This window comes from Corynebacterium sp. KPL2850, assembly GCF_040225855.1.
Taxonomy (GTDB): Bacteria; Actinomycetota; Actinomycetes; order Mycobacteriales; family Mycobacteriaceae; genus Corynebacterium.
The window spans coordinates 1-15536 of sequence record NZ_JBEHFV010000021.1 but is presented as its reverse complement, the minus strand read 5'-3'; the positions used below and the strand labels follow the sequence as shown (position 1 = coordinate 15536).

Annotated in this window: 15 protein-coding genes; 9 read left to right on the top strand and 6 right to left on the bottom strand. The window is 59.9% G+C overall.

Annotation, left to right across the window (positions count from 1 at the left end; all coding sequences use genetic code 11):
* Positions 1–21 precede the first annotated feature (21 nt).
* The 7 genes from argJ (at position 22) to argH (ending at position 7451) form a co-directional block, all read left to right on the top strand.
* The gene (gene argJ / locus ABRP93_RS08025) at positions 22–1191 is read left to right on the top strand and encodes a bifunctional glutamate N-acetyltransferase/amino-acid acetyltransferase ArgJ (RefSeq protein ID WP_349887596.1); all 1170 of its coding nucleotides are present in this window, start codon (positions 22–24) and stop codon (positions 1189–1191) included.
* 8 nt (positions 1192–1199) lie between these two features.
* On the top strand, positions 1200–2135 hold the full coding sequence (gene argB / locus ABRP93_RS08020) for an acetylglutamate kinase (RefSeq protein ID WP_349887582.1): 936 nt from the start codon (positions 1200–1202) through the stop codon (positions 2133–2135).
* Complete coding sequence (locus tag ABRP93_RS08015) at positions 2132–3310, top strand: acetylornithine transaminase (RefSeq protein ID WP_349887581.1); 1179 nt, start codon at positions 2132–2134, stop codon at positions 3308–3310. The genes argB and ABRP93_RS08015 overlap by 4 nt, the downstream gene beginning before the upstream one ends.
* Complete coding sequence (argF, locus tag ABRP93_RS08010) at positions 3307–4227, top strand: ornithine carbamoyltransferase (protein ID WP_349887580.1); 921 nt, start codon at positions 3307–3309, stop codon at positions 4225–4227. Before ABRP93_RS08015 ends, argF begins: the two co-directional genes overlap by 4 nt.
* Before the next feature lie 2 nt (positions 4228–4229).
* Complete coding sequence (locus tag ABRP93_RS08005) at positions 4230–4712, top strand: arginine repressor (RefSeq protein WP_349887579.1); 483 nt, start codon at positions 4230–4232, stop codon at positions 4710–4712.
* A gap of 78 nt (positions 4713–4790) precedes the next feature.
* Positions 4791–6011: an argininosuccinate synthase gene (locus ABRP93_RS08000; RefSeq protein WP_349887577.1), complete on the top strand. Its 1221-nt coding sequence runs from the start codon at positions 4791–4793 to the stop codon at positions 6009–6011.
* Positions 6012–6017: 6 nt separating this feature from the next.
* On the top strand, positions 6018–7451 hold the full coding sequence (gene argH / locus ABRP93_RS07995) for an argininosuccinate lyase (protein ID WP_349887576.1): 1434 nt from the start codon (positions 6018–6020) through the stop codon (positions 7449–7451).
* Positions 7452–7508: 57 nt separating this feature from the next.
* Here the strand turns inward: argH and ABRP93_RS07990 are convergent, their stop codons facing one another.
* Genes ABRP93_RS07990 through thiC form a run of 6 tightly spaced genes read right to left on the bottom strand, consistent with a single transcriptional unit; the run spans position 7509 to position 13409 of the window.
* Positions 7509–8672: a ThiF family adenylyltransferase gene (locus ABRP93_RS07990; RefSeq protein WP_349887574.1), complete on the bottom strand. Its 1164-nt coding sequence runs from the start codon at positions 8670–8672 to the stop codon at positions 7509–7511.
* Positions 8672–9454, bottom strand: a complete 783-nt coding sequence (locus ABRP93_RS07985; protein WP_349887573.1) for a thiazole synthase — start codon at positions 9452–9454, stop codon at positions 8672–8674. Before ABRP93_RS07985 ends, ABRP93_RS07990 begins: the two co-directional genes overlap by 1 nt.
* Positions 9455–9465: 11 nt before the next feature.
* Positions 9466–9669, bottom strand: a complete 204-nt coding sequence (thiS, locus tag ABRP93_RS07980; RefSeq protein WP_023026570.1) for a sulfur carrier protein ThiS — start codon at positions 9667–9669, stop codon at positions 9466–9468.
* A gap of 24 nt (positions 9670–9693) precedes the next feature.
* On the bottom strand, positions 9694–10815 hold the full coding sequence (thiO, locus tag ABRP93_RS07975) for a glycine oxidase ThiO (protein ID WP_349887572.1): 1122 nt from the start codon (positions 10813–10815) through the stop codon (positions 9694–9696).
* On the bottom strand, positions 10808–11488 hold the full coding sequence (locus tag ABRP93_RS07970) for a thiamine phosphate synthase (protein ID WP_349887571.1): 681 nt from the start codon (positions 11486–11488) through the stop codon (positions 10808–10810). Before ABRP93_RS07970 ends, thiO begins: the two co-directional genes overlap by 8 nt.
* On the bottom strand, positions 11478–13409 hold the full coding sequence (gene thiC / locus ABRP93_RS07965; RefSeq protein WP_349887570.1) for a phosphomethylpyrimidine synthase ThiC: 1932 nt from the start codon (positions 13407–13409) through the stop codon (positions 11478–11480). The genes ABRP93_RS07970 and thiC overlap by 11 nt, the downstream gene beginning before the upstream one ends.
* A gap of 245 nt (positions 13410–13654) precedes the next feature.
* Between thiC and ABRP93_RS07960 the strand changes: the two genes are divergently transcribed.
* Together ABRP93_RS07960 and tyrS are read left to right on the top strand one after the other, a co-directional pair.
* Positions 13655–13846, top strand: coding sequence for a Trm112 family protein (locus ABRP93_RS07960; protein ID WP_349887569.1), 192 nt, complete (start codon positions 13655–13657; stop codon positions 13844–13846).
* A 69-nt stretch (positions 13847–13915) separates the two neighbouring features.
* Positions 13916–15202, top strand: a complete 1287-nt coding sequence (gene tyrS / locus ABRP93_RS07955; RefSeq protein ID WP_349887568.1) for a tyrosine--tRNA ligase — start codon at positions 13916–13918, stop codon at positions 15200–15202.
* Positions 15203–15536 lie beyond the last annotated feature (334 nt).

Genomic DNA, 15536 nt, shown 5'->3' with positions numbered 1-15536 from the left:
CACAATACAGAGGAGGAAATGATGACTACACCAGGAATCACAGGACCCGCCGGATTCAGTGCCGGCGCGGTAAAGGCCGGAATCAAGCCTTCCGGAAAATCGGATTTAGCTTTGATCGTCAATGAGGGCCCGCGCTCGGATGCGGCGGCGGTGTTTACGCGCAACCGCGTGGTGGCTTCCCCAGTAAAGGTCTCCCGCGAGGCGGTAGCGGATGGCCAGTTGCGCGCCGTAGTCATCAACTCCGGCAATGCCAATGCGTGCAATGGCGCGCAAGGCGATGCCGATGCGCGCGCAATGGTGGACGCCGTATCTCATCGCACGGATATCGCCGTGCAGGATATTGCCATCTGTTCTACCGGGCTTATCGGCGAGCCGTTGCCCATGGAGAATGCGCTTGCGGGCATCGCTGACGTCGTGCACCACGTGGGTACGACTCCACAGCACGGCAATGATGCCGCCACAGCCATTATGACCACGGATACCGTCCCCAAGGAATCCGCTTTTGCAGGCGATGGATGGTCCGTGGGCACTATGGGCAAGGGCGTTGGCATGATGGCGCCGTCGCTAGCCACGATGTTGGTCTGCATTACTACCGATGCCGTCGCTGACGCGGCGGTCCTCCAAAGCTCGCTGGAAAAGGCCTGCGCACAGACTTTTAATACCTTGGACGTGGACGGTTCAACCTCTACCAATGACACCGTGATTGTCATGTCCTCCGGGGCCTCCGGCGTACAGCCCAGCGAAGAAGAGTTGTACCAAGCAATCCTAGAGGTCTGCGCGGATATTGCGGATCAGCTCCAAGCCGATGCTGAGGGAGTGACAAAGCGCGTAAAGATCACCGTTGAAGGCACGGGCTCCGATGAGCAGGCGCTCAATGCCGCTCGCACCCTGGGCCGGGATAACTTATTCAAGTGCGCCATGTTCGGCTCCGATCCCAACTGGGGCAGGGTACTGGCCGCCGTCGGCATGGCGGATGCAGACATGGACCCAGACAACATCTCCGTCTATTTCAATGACCAGCCGGTATGCGAGCACTCGACGGGCGCGCCCGGGGCCCGCGATGTGGACTTGAGCGGGGCAGATATCGATGTCCGCGTGGATCTCGGCACCGGCGGTGAAGGTACGGCCTTTGTCCGCACGACGGACCTGTCCTACTCCTACGTTGAGATCAACTCGGCGTATAGCTCCTAGGAGGAGAAATGTTTCCCGGACTGAATAATCAAGAACGCGCTACGGTGCTGGCTGAAGCCCTGCCGTGGTTGCAACACTTCCGCGATAAAATCGTCGTCGTCAAGTATGGCGGCAACGCCATGGTGGATGAGGAACTCAAGGAAGCCTTTGCGGCGGATATGGTGTTTCTGCGCACCATCGGCGCAAAGCCCGTTGTCGTCCACGGCGGCGGCCCGCAGATCAATTCCATGCTGGATAAGCTCGGCATCGAAGGCGAGTTTAAGGGCGGTTTCCGCGTCACCTCGCCCGAAATCGTGGATGTGGTGCGCATGGTCCTTTTTGGCCAAGTCGGCCGTGGACTAGTAAACCTCATCAACTCGCACGGGCCCTACGCCGTGGGCACAAGTGGCGAAGACGCTGGACTTTTCCGCGCCACCAAGCGGTTTGTGGAAGTAGAAGGAGAGGCGACCGATATCGGGATGGTGGGCGATATCGTGGAGGTCAACCCGGCAGCCGTCAATGACATCATCGAAGCCGGCCGCATCCCGGTGGTCTCAACCATCGCGCCAGGAGCCGATGGCGAGGTATATAACATCAACGCCGACAGCGCCGCGGGTGCGCTAGCGAGCGCATTGGGAGCAGAACGCCTTGTCATCTTGACCAACGTGGAAGGCCTTTATACCGACTGGCCGAATAAAGACTCCCTAGTCTCCAAAATCGAAAGCGATGAGCTTACTGGGCTGCTTCCCGGCCTGAGCTCCGGCATGATTCCCAAAATGGAGTCCTGCCTCAATGCCGTGCAGAGCGGGGTATCCGCCGCGCACGTCATCGACGGCCGAATAGGCCATTCCGTACTCCTTGAGCTTTTAACCCCAGGCGGCATTGGAACGATGGTCCTGCCCGATGATTACGAAAAGCACGATTATCCCGAAGGCACAGTGTTCAGGAAGGACGATATCGCATGAGCGCACAAGAAAAATTAACCGGCCGATGGTCAGAAACGCTGGCCAATACCTACGGTGAGCCGCCACTCGGCTTGGTGTCCGGGGAGGGGGCTACCGTTACCGATGAGAACGGGAAAACCTACATTGACCTGCTGGCCGGCATCGCCGTGAATTCCTTGGGCTATGGCAATGCGGAGGTAGCAGATGCCGTTGCCAAGCAAAGCCGCACCCTTGTGCATACCTCCAATCTTTTTGCCACCCAACCTGTGCTCGACGCTGGGGCAAAGCTCATTGAGCGGGTAGGCGATAGCGACGCGCGCGTGTTTTTCTGCAACTCCGGCTCAGAGGCAAACGAAGCGGCATTCAAGCTCGCGCGGCTCACCGGTAGGCGGCGCATCCTCGCCGCGCACCATGGTTTTCACGGGCGCACAATGGGCTCTTTGGCCATGACTGGGCAGCCCGATAAGCAAAAGGCATTCCGCCCACTGCCAAGTGGCGTGGAATTTTATCCTTACGGCGATATCGACTACCTGCGCCAATTAGTGGAGCAAGACGCCGCGGATACCGCCGCCATCATTTTCGAGCCGATTCAGGGTGAGACCGGAATTATCCCCGCTCCCGCCGGTTTTATGCGGGCCGTTGCTGATTTATGCGATGAACACGGTATTTTGCTCATCGTCGATGAGGTCCAGGCCGGGGCAGGGCGCACGGGGCAATTCTTTGCGCACGAGTTTGAGGGAATTTCCCCCGATGTCATCACCATGGCCAAGGGCCTCGGCGCCGGATTGCCCATCGGCGCCACTATCACCCGCGGTCGCGCCAAGGATTTATTTCAGCCGGGTTCCCACGGGACCACCTTTGGCGGAAACCCCGTGGCGTGCGCTGCGGCCAATGTAGTACTCGATGCACTCGATGAGAAGTTCTTGAATGAGGTCTCCGCCAAGGGCGAGCACTTAGCGCAGCAAGTAGAAAAGATTCCCGGGGTCAGCGAGGTGCGCGGCCGAGGTCTTATGCTAGGTGTTGTATTAAATGCGCCGGTGGCTCGCGAGGCCGTAAAGCGTGGATTTGAGCAAGGGATAATCCTCAATGCCCCGAGCGAGAACGTTTTGCGCCTTACTCCGCCACTGGTCATTTCCCAGCAGGAAATTGATACTGCCCTAGAAAAGCTACGCACCGTTGTGGAGGAATTAGTATGAGCTTGCGCCATTTCTTAGCCGATGATGACCTTAGCCCGGAGGAACAAAAAGAAGTCCTCGATCTCGCGGTTAAGCTCAAGGCCGATCCATTCGCGCGGCGCCCGTTGGAGGGACCAAAGACGATAGCCGTCCTCTTTGATAAGACGTCCACGCGCACCCGCTTTTCCTTTGAAACCGGAATTGCGCATATGGGCGGCAGCGCGATTACCGTTGATTCTTCGGGCACGCAGATGGGCAAGGGCGAGTCCTACCAGGATACGGGCGCGGTCTTGTCCCGCTACGTGGAGGCCATCGTCTGGCGCACATATGCCCACGACAACCTGGAACAGATGGCGGAGACTTCGACGGTTCCACTGGTCAATGCTCTTTCTGATGACCTGCATCCCTGCCAAATTTTGGCCGATCTTCTGACCTGCCGGGAAAACCTTGGCGATCTTGCTGGCCGCAAGGCGGTCTACCTTGGGGACGGCAATAATAATATGGCTAATTCTTATATGATTGGCTTTGCTACCGCTGGCATGGATATTTCCATCATTTCGCCGGAGGGGTTCCAGCCTCGTCCCGAATTTGTCGAGCGCGCACGGCAGCGCGGTAACGTTACGGTTACCGATGACGTTGCGGAAGTAGCCGGCGCCGATGTAGTCATAACGGATACTTGGGTGTCTATGGGCCAGGAAAACGATGGGCAGGACAGGCGCACGCCGTTTTTGCCTTATCAGGTCTCCGAAGACGTGATGGCAAAGGCGAAGGGCGACGCTATTTTCTTGCACTGCCTGCCGGCCTATCGTGGCAACGAGGTGGCAGCAGAGGTCATCGACGGGCCGCAGTCCCGAGTATTCGATGAAGCGGAAAATCGCCTGCATGCCCAAAAGGCACTGCTGGTGTGGCTGCTCGATATTAATAAGGAGAACAGCTAGCGATGAGCACCCCGAGCACTCGAAATGCCCGGCAGGCAAAGATTTTGGAAATCTTGGATCGCAACCGCGTCACGAGCCAGGTGCAATTATCGGAGCTCTTATTGGCAGAAGGCATCGATATCACGCAGGCCACGCTGTCGCGGGATCTTGATGAGCTGGGCGCTAAGAAGGTCAAGCGAGACGGTGGGCGCTCGTACTATATGGTTGCAGGCGAGCTGGAACAATTCGAAGACCAAGTAGGCGGACCGCGCGAAAAGCTGCGGCGCATGTTGGATGAATTGGTGGTCTCCCACGATTCTTCGATGAATATCGCGATGTTGCGCACGCCAGCGGGCGCGGCGCAATATCTCGCCAGCTTTATCGATCGTGTGGGCCTGCACGATGTAGTGGGGTGCATCGCTGGTGATGACACTATTTTTGTGCTGGCGCGCGAGGGAGTCACCGGCGCGGAATTGGCGGAAAAGCTGAAGGCGCAGAATATTTAAAGAATAGTGGCATTCTCACACCCGCTCGTATATTATTTAATTAACCGAATTATTTTCAATCAATGAAGGAGTCTTAGCATGTCTGCACGCGTAGTCTTGGCCTATTCCGGTGGCCTCGATACCTCGGTAGCCATTCCATACCTGGCAAAGATGACCGGCGGCGACGTTGTTGCCGTCTCCCTTGACTTGGGTCAGGGCGGCGAGGATATGGAGTCCGTACGCCAGCGCGCGCTCGATTGCGGTGCGGTGGAGTCCATCGTTATCGATGCCAAAGATGAGTTTGCGGAGCAATACTGCGTGCCCACCATCAAGGCGAATGGCAAGTATATGAAGCAGTACCCGCTGGTATCTGCCATTTCCCGCCCGCTTATTACCAAGCACCTCGTGAAAGCCGCGCAGGAGCACGGCGGAACGCACGTCTCCCACGGTTGTACCGGTAAGGGCAATGACCAGGTGCGCTTCGAGGTGTCCTTCCGTGCCCAGGATCCATCGTTAGAGATCGTCGCCCCGGCGCGCGATTATGCATGGACCCGCGATAAGGCCATCGATTTTGCGGAAGAGATTAACCTTCCGATTGAGCAGTCTGCGGCCTCGCCATTTTCCATTGACCAGAACTTATGGGGCCGTGCGGTAGAAACCGGTTTCCTAGAGGATCTGTGGAACCCACCGACAAAGGATCTCTACGCATATACGGAAGACCCGGGCCTGGGCAATGCTCCGGATGAGATCATCATTTCTTTTGAGAAGGGTGTTCCGGTTGCAGTCGATGGCAAGAAGTTGACCCCGCTGCAGGTCATCGAAGAGGTCAACCGCCGCGCTGGTGCCCAGGGCATCGGCCGCTTGGACATGGTAGAGGACCGGTTGGTGGGCATTAAGTCCCGCGAGGTTTACGAGGCACCGGGCGCCATGGTGCTCATTCAGGCCCACGAGGCGCTGGAGGATGTCACCGTGGAGCGCGAGCTGGCGCGCTACAAGCGCCTGACGGATGCGCGGTGGTCCGAGGAGGTCTACGACGGCCTGTGGCACTCGCCGCTCAAGCGCTCCCTGGATGCCTTCATTGAGGAGTCCCAGGAAAACGTCACTGGCGATATCCGCCTGAGCCTGCACGCAGGTACCGCGACCGTCACCGGCCGTCGCTCTGGCCAGTCGCTGTACTCCTTCGATCTGGCCACCTATGACACCGGCGATACCTTTGACCAGACCGCAGCTAAGGGCTTTGTCCAGTTGCACGGCTTGTCCACCCAGATTTCTAACCAGCGTGACCGCGACGGCGGTTTCCCCACCAGCGCAGAAAAATAGGCACCGATGGAACCACACAAGACTAACGAAGGCGCGCTCTGGGGCGGCCGGTTCTCAGGCGGCCCTTCCGAGGCGATGTTCGCCCTCTCGGTGTCCACGCACTTTGACTGGGTCCTTGCTCCTTACGACGTACTCGCCTCGAAGGCGCATGCCAAGGTGCTGCACAAGGCAGGGCTGCTTTCCGATGCCGACCTAGACACCATGCTTTCCGGACTCACCGAGCTCGGGGAGAAGGTAGCTTCGGGCGAATTTGTCCCAGCACCCACCGATGAAGATGTGCACGGCGCCATGGAGCGCGGCCTCATCGACATCGTCGGGCCCGAGGTAGGCGGCCGCCTGCGCGCGGGACGTTCCCGCAACGACCAAGTTGCCACCCTCTTTCGCATGTGGGTGCGCGATGCCATCCGCGATACGGCCCTGCAAGTCTCCGAGCTTGTCGATGCCCTAGCGGATCAAGCCGCCGCGCATCCCGAGGCCATCATGCCGGGCAAGACGCACTCCCAGGCCGCGCAGCCCATCTTGCTTGCCCACGAATTATTGGGCCATGCTCAACCGCTGCTGCGCGATATTCAGCGCCTGCAGGACCTGGATAAGCGGCTAGCCGTATCCCCGTATGGCTCGGGTGCGCTCGCAGGTTCCTCCCTGCAGCTTGACCCAGAAGCTATCGCCGCAGAGCTCGGGTTCGATTCCGCAGCGGAAAACTCCCTGGATGGCACCGCGTCCCGCGATTTTGCCTCAGAAACGGCCTTTGTGCTGGCGCAGATCGCCCTGGACATGTCCCGGCTGGCAGAAGAGATCATCTACTGGTGCACCCCGGAATATGGCTACGTCACCTTGGATGACGCGTGGTCGACGGGCTCATCCATCATGCCGCAAAAGAAGAACCCGGATATCCCGGAACTTACCCGCGGCAAGACCGGGCGCCTGATTGGCAACCTCACTGGGCTGCTATCCACGCTCAAGGCACAGCCGCTGGCTTATAACCGCGACTTGCAAGAGGACAAAGAACCCATCGTGGACTCGGTGGCACAGCTCAACCTATTGCTGCCATCGATGACCGGGCTTGTGTCCACCTTGTCCTTTAATGAGGACAGGATGCGCGAGTTGGCGCCACGCGGATTTACCTTGGCCACCGACCTAGCAGAGTGGATGGTGCGCCAAGGCGTACCCTTCCGCGAAGCACACGAGGCTTCTGGTGCATGCGTACGCATCGCCGAAGAGAGGGGAGTGGACTTGGTGGATCTCACTGATGAGGAACTTAGGGGCGTCGACAAGCGGCTGACCCCAGAGGTGCGCGAGGTCCTGACCATTGATGGTGCGGTCGCTTCCCGCACAACCAAGGGCGGGACCGCCGGCGTCCGCGTTACTGAACAGCGCGAAACCGTCCGTCAGCATGCCGCCGCGGCGCGTAAGTGGGCTACCAAGCCAGTGCGCACGTAGAACTAGAAGGGCGACAGACAAGGGCCCTGGCTTATCTAAAAGATAAAAATGCCCTCATCAATGAGAGGATGGCATTCCATGAGACGTTGCGGGTTGGCCCCTGATGCCGCCTGCGACGTTGTGCAATGTAATGCCGCGCCGTTCGGCCTCTTCGGCGAAGGCTGAGATGAAGCTGGCCGAGCGCTTGCCGGAGGCGCAGTACAACCACGCGTCGCTAAGTCCCTCGGACTGCAGGGAATCAAGCAGGCAGCGCGCTGCCTCTGGATCTTCCAGCCACACGGAGGTCGGTAGATGGTAATGCTTGGCGGTGGCGTCAAAAAAGAAATCATCGATGGCGGCCTCACCGGTTTCACGCACATCGATGGCCGCGGCCCCATCGCGCAGCTTGTCGAATATCTCGGCATCGGTATCATCGTCCTCCGGCACGGAACAGGCAGCACCACCGTAGTCATGTTGCAGCTGGGTGGTTAGTTCGCGTGCCGGGTCGCGGGGCACGCGGAAGTGAGTGATGGAGGCAGTCAGGGCATCGTAGATGCTCAACAGACCCACCCGGTCGCGGTTCATGCCGGTTGCAAACTGGATCAACTCGGTGGACATCAGGCCCGCGACCACGCTGGTGGTCACGCCCAGCACACCGGCGGTGGCGCAATCGGGCACGGAATCGGAGTCGGGTTGCAGGGGATAGAGGTCGCGCATGCCCACGCCCGACTCGGCGCCGGGCCCAGACCACCACACTGCGCAGTCGCCCCGGAAGCGCAGCACCGAGCCCCATACCAGCGGGGTGCCCGTGATCTCCGCGGCATCGGCTGCTAGGAACTTGGTGGTAAACGTGTCGGAACCATCCACTAGGATGTCCACCCCGCGGAGGTAGTCCACGGCATTGTCAGCAGTAAGTCGGTCGCGAATCGCATGCACCACGATGCCGGGCTGCAGTTGCTGGAGCTTTTCGGCTGCGACGTCCACCTTGGGCCTTCCCACATCGTGGGCGCCAAATAGAATCTGGCGGTGGATATTGCTCAGATCCACCGTGTCGTCGTCGATCACAGAGATCTCACCCACGCCGGCTGCAGCCAGCTGCTGCATCAGGGGACAGCCCAAACCACCAGCGCCGATGACGAAGACGTGGGTGGAGTGCAGCGCCTCTTGCTGGGCGATGCCGAAGCCAGGCAACAGCGTTTGGCGGGCAACCCTGTGCAACTCTTCGCGGGGCAGTTGGCTCATTACAGGACCTTGTCTTCCCAGCTAGCCAACCCCTCGAACGATGACGAGGCTACGGCGTGCTGTCGCTTTGGAATGCGGCCGGCTTGGCGGGCCAACCGGCCGCCTTCCACGGCGAATTTCATTGCGGTGGCCATCGCCAGGGGATCCTGGCAGCGGTTGATGGCACTGGCGAGAAGCACGCCATCGCACCCCAGCTCCATGGCCAGTGCAGCATCGGAGGCCGTGCCCACACCGGCATCCAGCAGCACGGGCACGTGGGTACGCGAACAGATCAGCTCGATATTGTGCGGATTCAGGATGCCCAGGCCCGTGCCGATGGGCGAGCCCAATGGCATCACCGCATCCACGCCAACGTCTTCTAGCCGCTTGGCGATGACCGGATCGTCGCTCGTGTATGCCAGCACCACGAATCCTTCGGCAACCAGCAACTCGCAAGCATCTACGAGCTCCACCACGTCCGGCAGCAGCGTGCGATCATCCGCGATAACCTCCACCTTCACCCAATTGGTGCCCAGCGCCTCGCGGGCTAGCTTGGCGGTTGTAACGGCATCGCGGGCGGTGCGGCACCCAGCTGTGTTGGGCAGTACGTCAATGTTCAACCGCTGTAAGAGCTCGAAGACGGACTCCCCACCGGAGCTTGTGGCACTGTGCCGACGCATGGCCACGGTGGTCAGCTGCGTACCGCTGGCAACCAGGGATTGTTCCAACATAGCCTGGCTGCTGGCACCGCCGGTTCCCATTACTAGGTGCGAATCGAATTGTTTATCTGCGATAGTAAGCATGGCTAAAGCTCCTAACCGCCCTGCACGGCGGTGAGGATATCCAGCACGTCGCCGTTGGAGACTTCATAAGACCAGTTGCTGGCTGGGACAACATCGCCATTGACGGCTACGGCCACGCCTTTCGGCGCGGCGTCGCCAGTTTCTGCTTCTACGATGGCGGCCACGGTGATGTGCTCATCGTTGCTGCGGGGTTCTCCATTAACCGTGTATTCCATGGTGCTTATTCCTTTCTTTTGTGGCTATCGGGCGTGGCGTAGTGGATCGCAGGCCGAGATGTCCAACCCCGGGGACGTGCCCAACCCCAACTGGGCACCTACCTTAGCCCCGAAGGCGGACAGGAGGATTCCGTGGCGGAAGTATCCGGTAGAGACCACTAGCCCGTCGCGTACTTTGCCCAGGTAGGGAAGGTCATCGGGAGTGCCGGGCCGGGCTCCAACGATCGCTTCAATGAACTCGCATTCCTCCAGCCCAGGAACCACGCGGATGGCATCTCTAAGAAGCGTGTGCACACCGTCTACGGCAGGCCCCTTGCGGTTGTCTTCGCGGCTGGTCGCCCCGACGGCGATGGTGCCATCGGTGCGGGGGATGACATATACCGGCCGGTCCTCCACGAATGCGCGCACCACCCGGGTGATTGGCTCTAGCTCTTCAGGCACCCGCAGCCGCAGCATGTCGCCGTACACCGGCCGAAGTGCCAGGGGATTAGCGCCCTCGAACCAGCCGTCCACCTCCTTGGCGCCCAGCCCGTTGCAGAGGTAGATCATGTCGGCGGTGACCATGCGGGCATCGGCAAGCTGCACATTTTGTCCGTCGATGCGCATTGCTGCCGTGGACAGAAAGCGAACCCCGGCGTGCTGCAGGTATTCCAGCAGGCACGCGCTAAACATGCGCGGGTTGATCTGGTGGTCGCCCGGGATCTCCACCGCGGCCGCCAGCTGGGGACTTAAGCCCGGCTCAAGCTTTCGGGCCTGCCGAAGTGGCAGCGCGTGGGCATCCATGCCGTGTTTCTGCTGTAGCGCCAGCAGCTCGCGGATGTGTAAGCCATCGGCGCGGTCAGCCCCTACCACCAGGGTGGATTCACTGCGGTGGCCGGTCGGCGCTGAGGTTTTGCCAGCCAACCTGGCCAGTAGGTCAGGGAACATCTCGCCCGAAGCCACCATCAGCGGGTACAGCGGTTCTTGCCGGTATTGCACCTCCGCAACCGGAGCCAGCATGCCACCAGCCACGAACGTGGCACCGCTGATGGGCTTGGGATCTACCACTAGGATTTTCTGCGGGTCCACGCCCGCATCTACCAGTTCGAATGCGGTGGTAAGCCCAATGATTCCTGCGCCGATTATGGCGTGCTCGGTATTATTCATGGGAACCGTTTGCTGCGTTCGCGTTCGCCCGATCGAAGGCATCGACAACCGTGGCTGCCAGCGCAGCTGGATCATCGGAGTCCATAAAGGCACGCACAATCGCCACTCCAGCCACACCGGTTTGGGCCAGCGCTTCGGCGTCGGCGGCCTGCACGTCTCCAATTGCCACCACAGGAACGGCCGATGCACTCACGAGTGGGGGATAACCATCCAACCCCAGCGGGGTGCGGCCGGAGGTCTTCGTGGGCGTGGGGCGGAACGGTCCAGCTCCGATGTAGTCGATCACATCGGCGTACTCGTTAGCAGCCTGCACTAGATCAAGGGTGCCGGTAGTCAGCCCGATGATCGCATCCTCGCCAAGGATTCGCCGCGCCAAGCGCGGGTCCAGGTCGTCCTGGCCGATGTGCACGCCGTGGATGTTGTGCTCGCCCATGAGCGCGGCGGCTACGTCGACTCGGTCATCGATAAGCACACGCGTCGCCGGATTGGCTTCCTCGACTGCTGCGGCAACGTCGATGGCCAGGGCGGTCAAATCGCGCACGCTGATGGGCTTGCTGCGAACCTGAATCACGCCCGCGCCACCGGCGGCTGCTGCCGCGGCAACCTGTACGACCTTTTCCTGCGGTGCGCCCGTCACGTGGTAGCACCGCAAGTCCAGTAGGTTACCGTGCACTGTGTCCCGCTGCTTCCTTTTCCAAGTCCTCAGCTACTTCCTTGGCCTCGCTGCGGTTCAGATACAGCTTGGAACCCGCGCGGCGGAACTCCTCGGCCATTTCTTCTTCGCCTTCGGCATTTGAGACGCCCTCTTCGTCCACACTCTGGCGGCCAAAGCCCGGCAAGCCGAGGTCCTTGACCAGCGATTGCTCGTGGTTGGTGGCCAGAGCCTCGTCGATCTTCTCACCAAATGCGTCGCGGATGTCCTGGCTGATGCGCATGGAGCAGAATTTCGGTCCACACATCGAGCAGAAGTGGGCGGTCTTTGCCGGCTCCGCGGGCAGGGTTTCGTCGTGGTAGGACTGGGCGGTTTCCGGGTCCAGGGACAGGGCGAACTGGTCGTGCCAGCGGAACTCGAAGCGCGCCTTGCTCATCGCATCGTCCCACTCGTGGGCGCCGGGGTGGCCCTTGGCGACGTCCGCGGCATGCGCCGAGACCTTGTAGGTGATCACGCCGGTCTTCACGTCGTCCTTATTCGGCAGTCCGAGGTGCTCCTTCGGGGTGACGTAGCACAGCATCGCGGTACCACCCATGGCGATATTGGCCGCACCGATGGCGGAGGTGATGTGATCGTAGCCGGGAGCGATATCGGTAACCAGCGGTCCCAGGGTGTAGAACGGCGCACCGCCGCACCATTCCTGCTCCTTTTCGTTATTGACCTGCACCATGTTGAGCGGCACGTGGCCCGGACCTTCGACCATGACCTGCACGTCGTATTCCCAGGCGCGGTGGGTCAGCTCGCCGATGGTCTTTAGCTCGGCGAACTGGGCTGCGTCGTTGGCGTCGGCGATAGAACCTGGGCGCAGGCCGTCACCGAGTGAGAACGCGACGTCGTACTTGGCGAAGATCTCACACAGCTCGTCGAAGTTCTCATAGAGGAAGGATTCCTTGTGGTGGGCCAGGCACCAGCCGGCCATGATGGAACCGCCGCGGGAGACGATGCCGGTCACGCGCTTGGTGGTCAGCGGTACGAAGGGCAGGCGCACGCCAGCGTGGATCGTCATGTAGTCCACACCCTGCTCGCACTGCTCGATCACGGTATCTCGGAAGATTTCCCAGGTCAGGTCCTCGGCCACGCCGTCGACCTTCTCGAGTGCCTGGTAGATCGGCACGGTACCGATCGGCACCGGAGAGTTGCGCATGATCCACTCGCGGGTGGTGTGAATGTCGTTACCGGTGGATAGATCCATCACGGTATCTGCGCCCCAGCGGGTAGCCCAGCGTAGCTTGTCCACCTCTTCGCGGATAGAGGAGGTCACGGCGGAGTTGCCGATATTGGCGTTGATCTTCGTGTTGAAGGCATTGCCGATGATCATCGGCTCTGACTCCGGGTGGTTGATGTTATTCGGGATGATTGCCTTACCGGAGGCAACCTGCTCGCGCACCTTTTCTACATCGCAGTGCTCGCGCAGTGCGATGTATTCCATCTCCGGGGTGATAATACCCTGGCGGGCGTAGTGCATCTGGGTTACGCGCTTGCCTTCCTTGGCTCGCAGCGTCTCGCGGCTTATACCCTTCCACTCATCGCTGGCCTCGCCACGCTTGAGGGCGCGGTTACCGTCGTCCAACAGGTTGCGACGACGCCCCTCGTAGGCCTCCACATCGCCGCGGGCTTCGATCCACTCGCTGCGCAGGGCCTCTAGGCCTTCGGTCGGCTCGGCCCACGGGCCGCGGGTGCGGTAGAGCTTCTGCGGTGCGTTCGGGCCGGTAGGGGAATCGTCCAGCTGAACCTCGGTCTCCGGCACCTGTAGGGTGAAGGTCTTGCCGAAGGATTCCACCTGCTTTTCGATGGGGGCGAAGCTGTGTTTCGGGTGGATTTCCGCACCGTACTCGTCGTTCGGGATGGTAGTGCGGGTGTGCTGGGCCGACGTATCCGTCATAAATGACTCTCCTCATTCTTCCTTCGCTGGTTCTAACCAGGCAGGTTCTAGCGGTACTCGCGCGGGCATACAGCGCGATCTCAGCTCGATACCTCGAGCGCCCGTGTTCGGTTGCACTTTCCACTGTAACGCACACCACCCGAGAGTGAAGTTATGGGCTAGGTGATTGACCGAAGGGGGCATCGGCAAGCAACACCAGGGAGTCACGCGGTGGGATGTCTGGGGCAGGGGCTAAACTAAGCAGCATGATTGATCAGAAGCTCCTAGAGATCCTCGTGTGCCCCATCGACAGGCAACCGCTGGAGGATCACGGTGACTATTTGGTGAACCCCCGGCTGAACAAGGCCTATCCGGTGCAGGACGGCATTCCCGTCCTGCTAGTCGACGAGGCTACGGACTGGCCCGGGGAGTATTGCCCATTGGCTGCGGATAAGTAGAACCGCACGCCCTGCAAAGAAATAACCCCAAAAAGAACAAATAATAGGGAGCAAAGGGAACACCTTCGTATGAGCAACACCACGAACATCATTGACGAACTGCAATGGCGCGGGCTGATTAACCAGTCCACGGATCTGGAGGCGCTGAGGGAGGCCGCAGAGAATCCAATCAGTTTATACTGCGGTTTCGACCCGACGGGCAGCTCGCTGCACGCCGGCCACTTGGTGCCGCTGATCATGTTGAAGCGCTTCCAGCAATTCGGCCACCGTCCCATCGCCTTGGCCGGTGGCGCGACGGGAATGATTGGCGATCCACGCGATGTGGGGGAGCGCTCCATGCTCTCAGAAGAGCAGATCGCAGAGAACATGCAGGCCATCAAGACCCAACTTGCGGCTTTCGTGGACTTCACCGATGCAGGGGAAGTTGCCAGCCCGGCGGTAATGGTGAATAACGCGGACTGGACTAGCCAGATAAACGTCATCGAATACCTACGCGATATCGGCAAGAACTTCTCGCTGAACACCATGCTGGACCGCGATACCGTGAAGCGGCGTTTGGAATCCGACGGTATTTCCTACACCGAGTTTTCCTACATGCTGCTGCAAGCCAACGACTTTGTGCACCTGCACAACGAATACGACTGTGTGCTGCAGATTGGAGGTGGCGACCAGTGGGGTAACATCGTTTCCGGTGTGGATCTGAACCGGCGAGTAAACGGTGCGAAGGTGCACGGCGTGACGGTGCCGCTGGTGACAGATGCCGAGGGCAATAAGTTCGGCAAATCCACCGGTGGCGGCAAACTGTGGCTAGATCCGGAGCTGACCAGCCCGTACTTCTGGTACCAGTACTTCATTAACGCCGGTGATGCCGTGGTTATCGATTACCTGCGTTGGTTTACCTTCCTCACCCAGGACGAAATCGCGGAGCTGGAGCGCAAGGTGGAGGAGGAGCCCCACAAGCGTGAGGCGCAACGCGTGTTGGCGCGGGAGATGACCACCCTCGTGCACGGGGCGCAGGCCACCGAAGCAGTGGAGTTGGCTTCCCAGGCGCTGTTCGGCAGGGCAGAACTGCAGGATTTGGACGAGGCCACGTTGTCTTCTGCATTGCAGGAAACCGAGGTGGTTGAGGTCAGCACGCAGGTCACCATCCTAGACTTGTTGGTTGAGTCGGGATTGGAGAAATCCAAGGGTGCCGCGCGCCGCACTGTGGGTGAAGGTGGCGCGTACGTGAATAACCAGCGCATCGAGGACATCGAGTGGTCACCGTCTTCCCAAGACCTGCTGCATGGCTCTTGGCTGGTGTTGCGTAAGGGCAAGAAACGCTTCGCCGGGGCACGGGTTGTGAATCCCTCCTAGTGACGGCGCCCTGGCTGTTAACTGATCCCTTGGTAATTGCGGTTTTACGCTTTTGCCAGGGGATTTGTGTGTTTCTTGGAGTGGGGTGTAGGTTTATCCAAGTCGCCGGGAGGTAGCCGGTTGGTTACTTTTTAGTGACTTTTTGTACTGGCTTGGTTCAAGGATTTGACTTGGTTCAGGTTGTTGGGTAAGTTAGTACGAGCCGCCGATGAGAGGTTAACGTTTGGTTAATTTTCTTGTGGTGTGTGGATGTTGTTTGAGAACTCAATAGTGTGCCAATGTACTTATTTTTTATTTTTGTGTGCATGGTTGTGTGTTGATTGGTCTGTTGGCC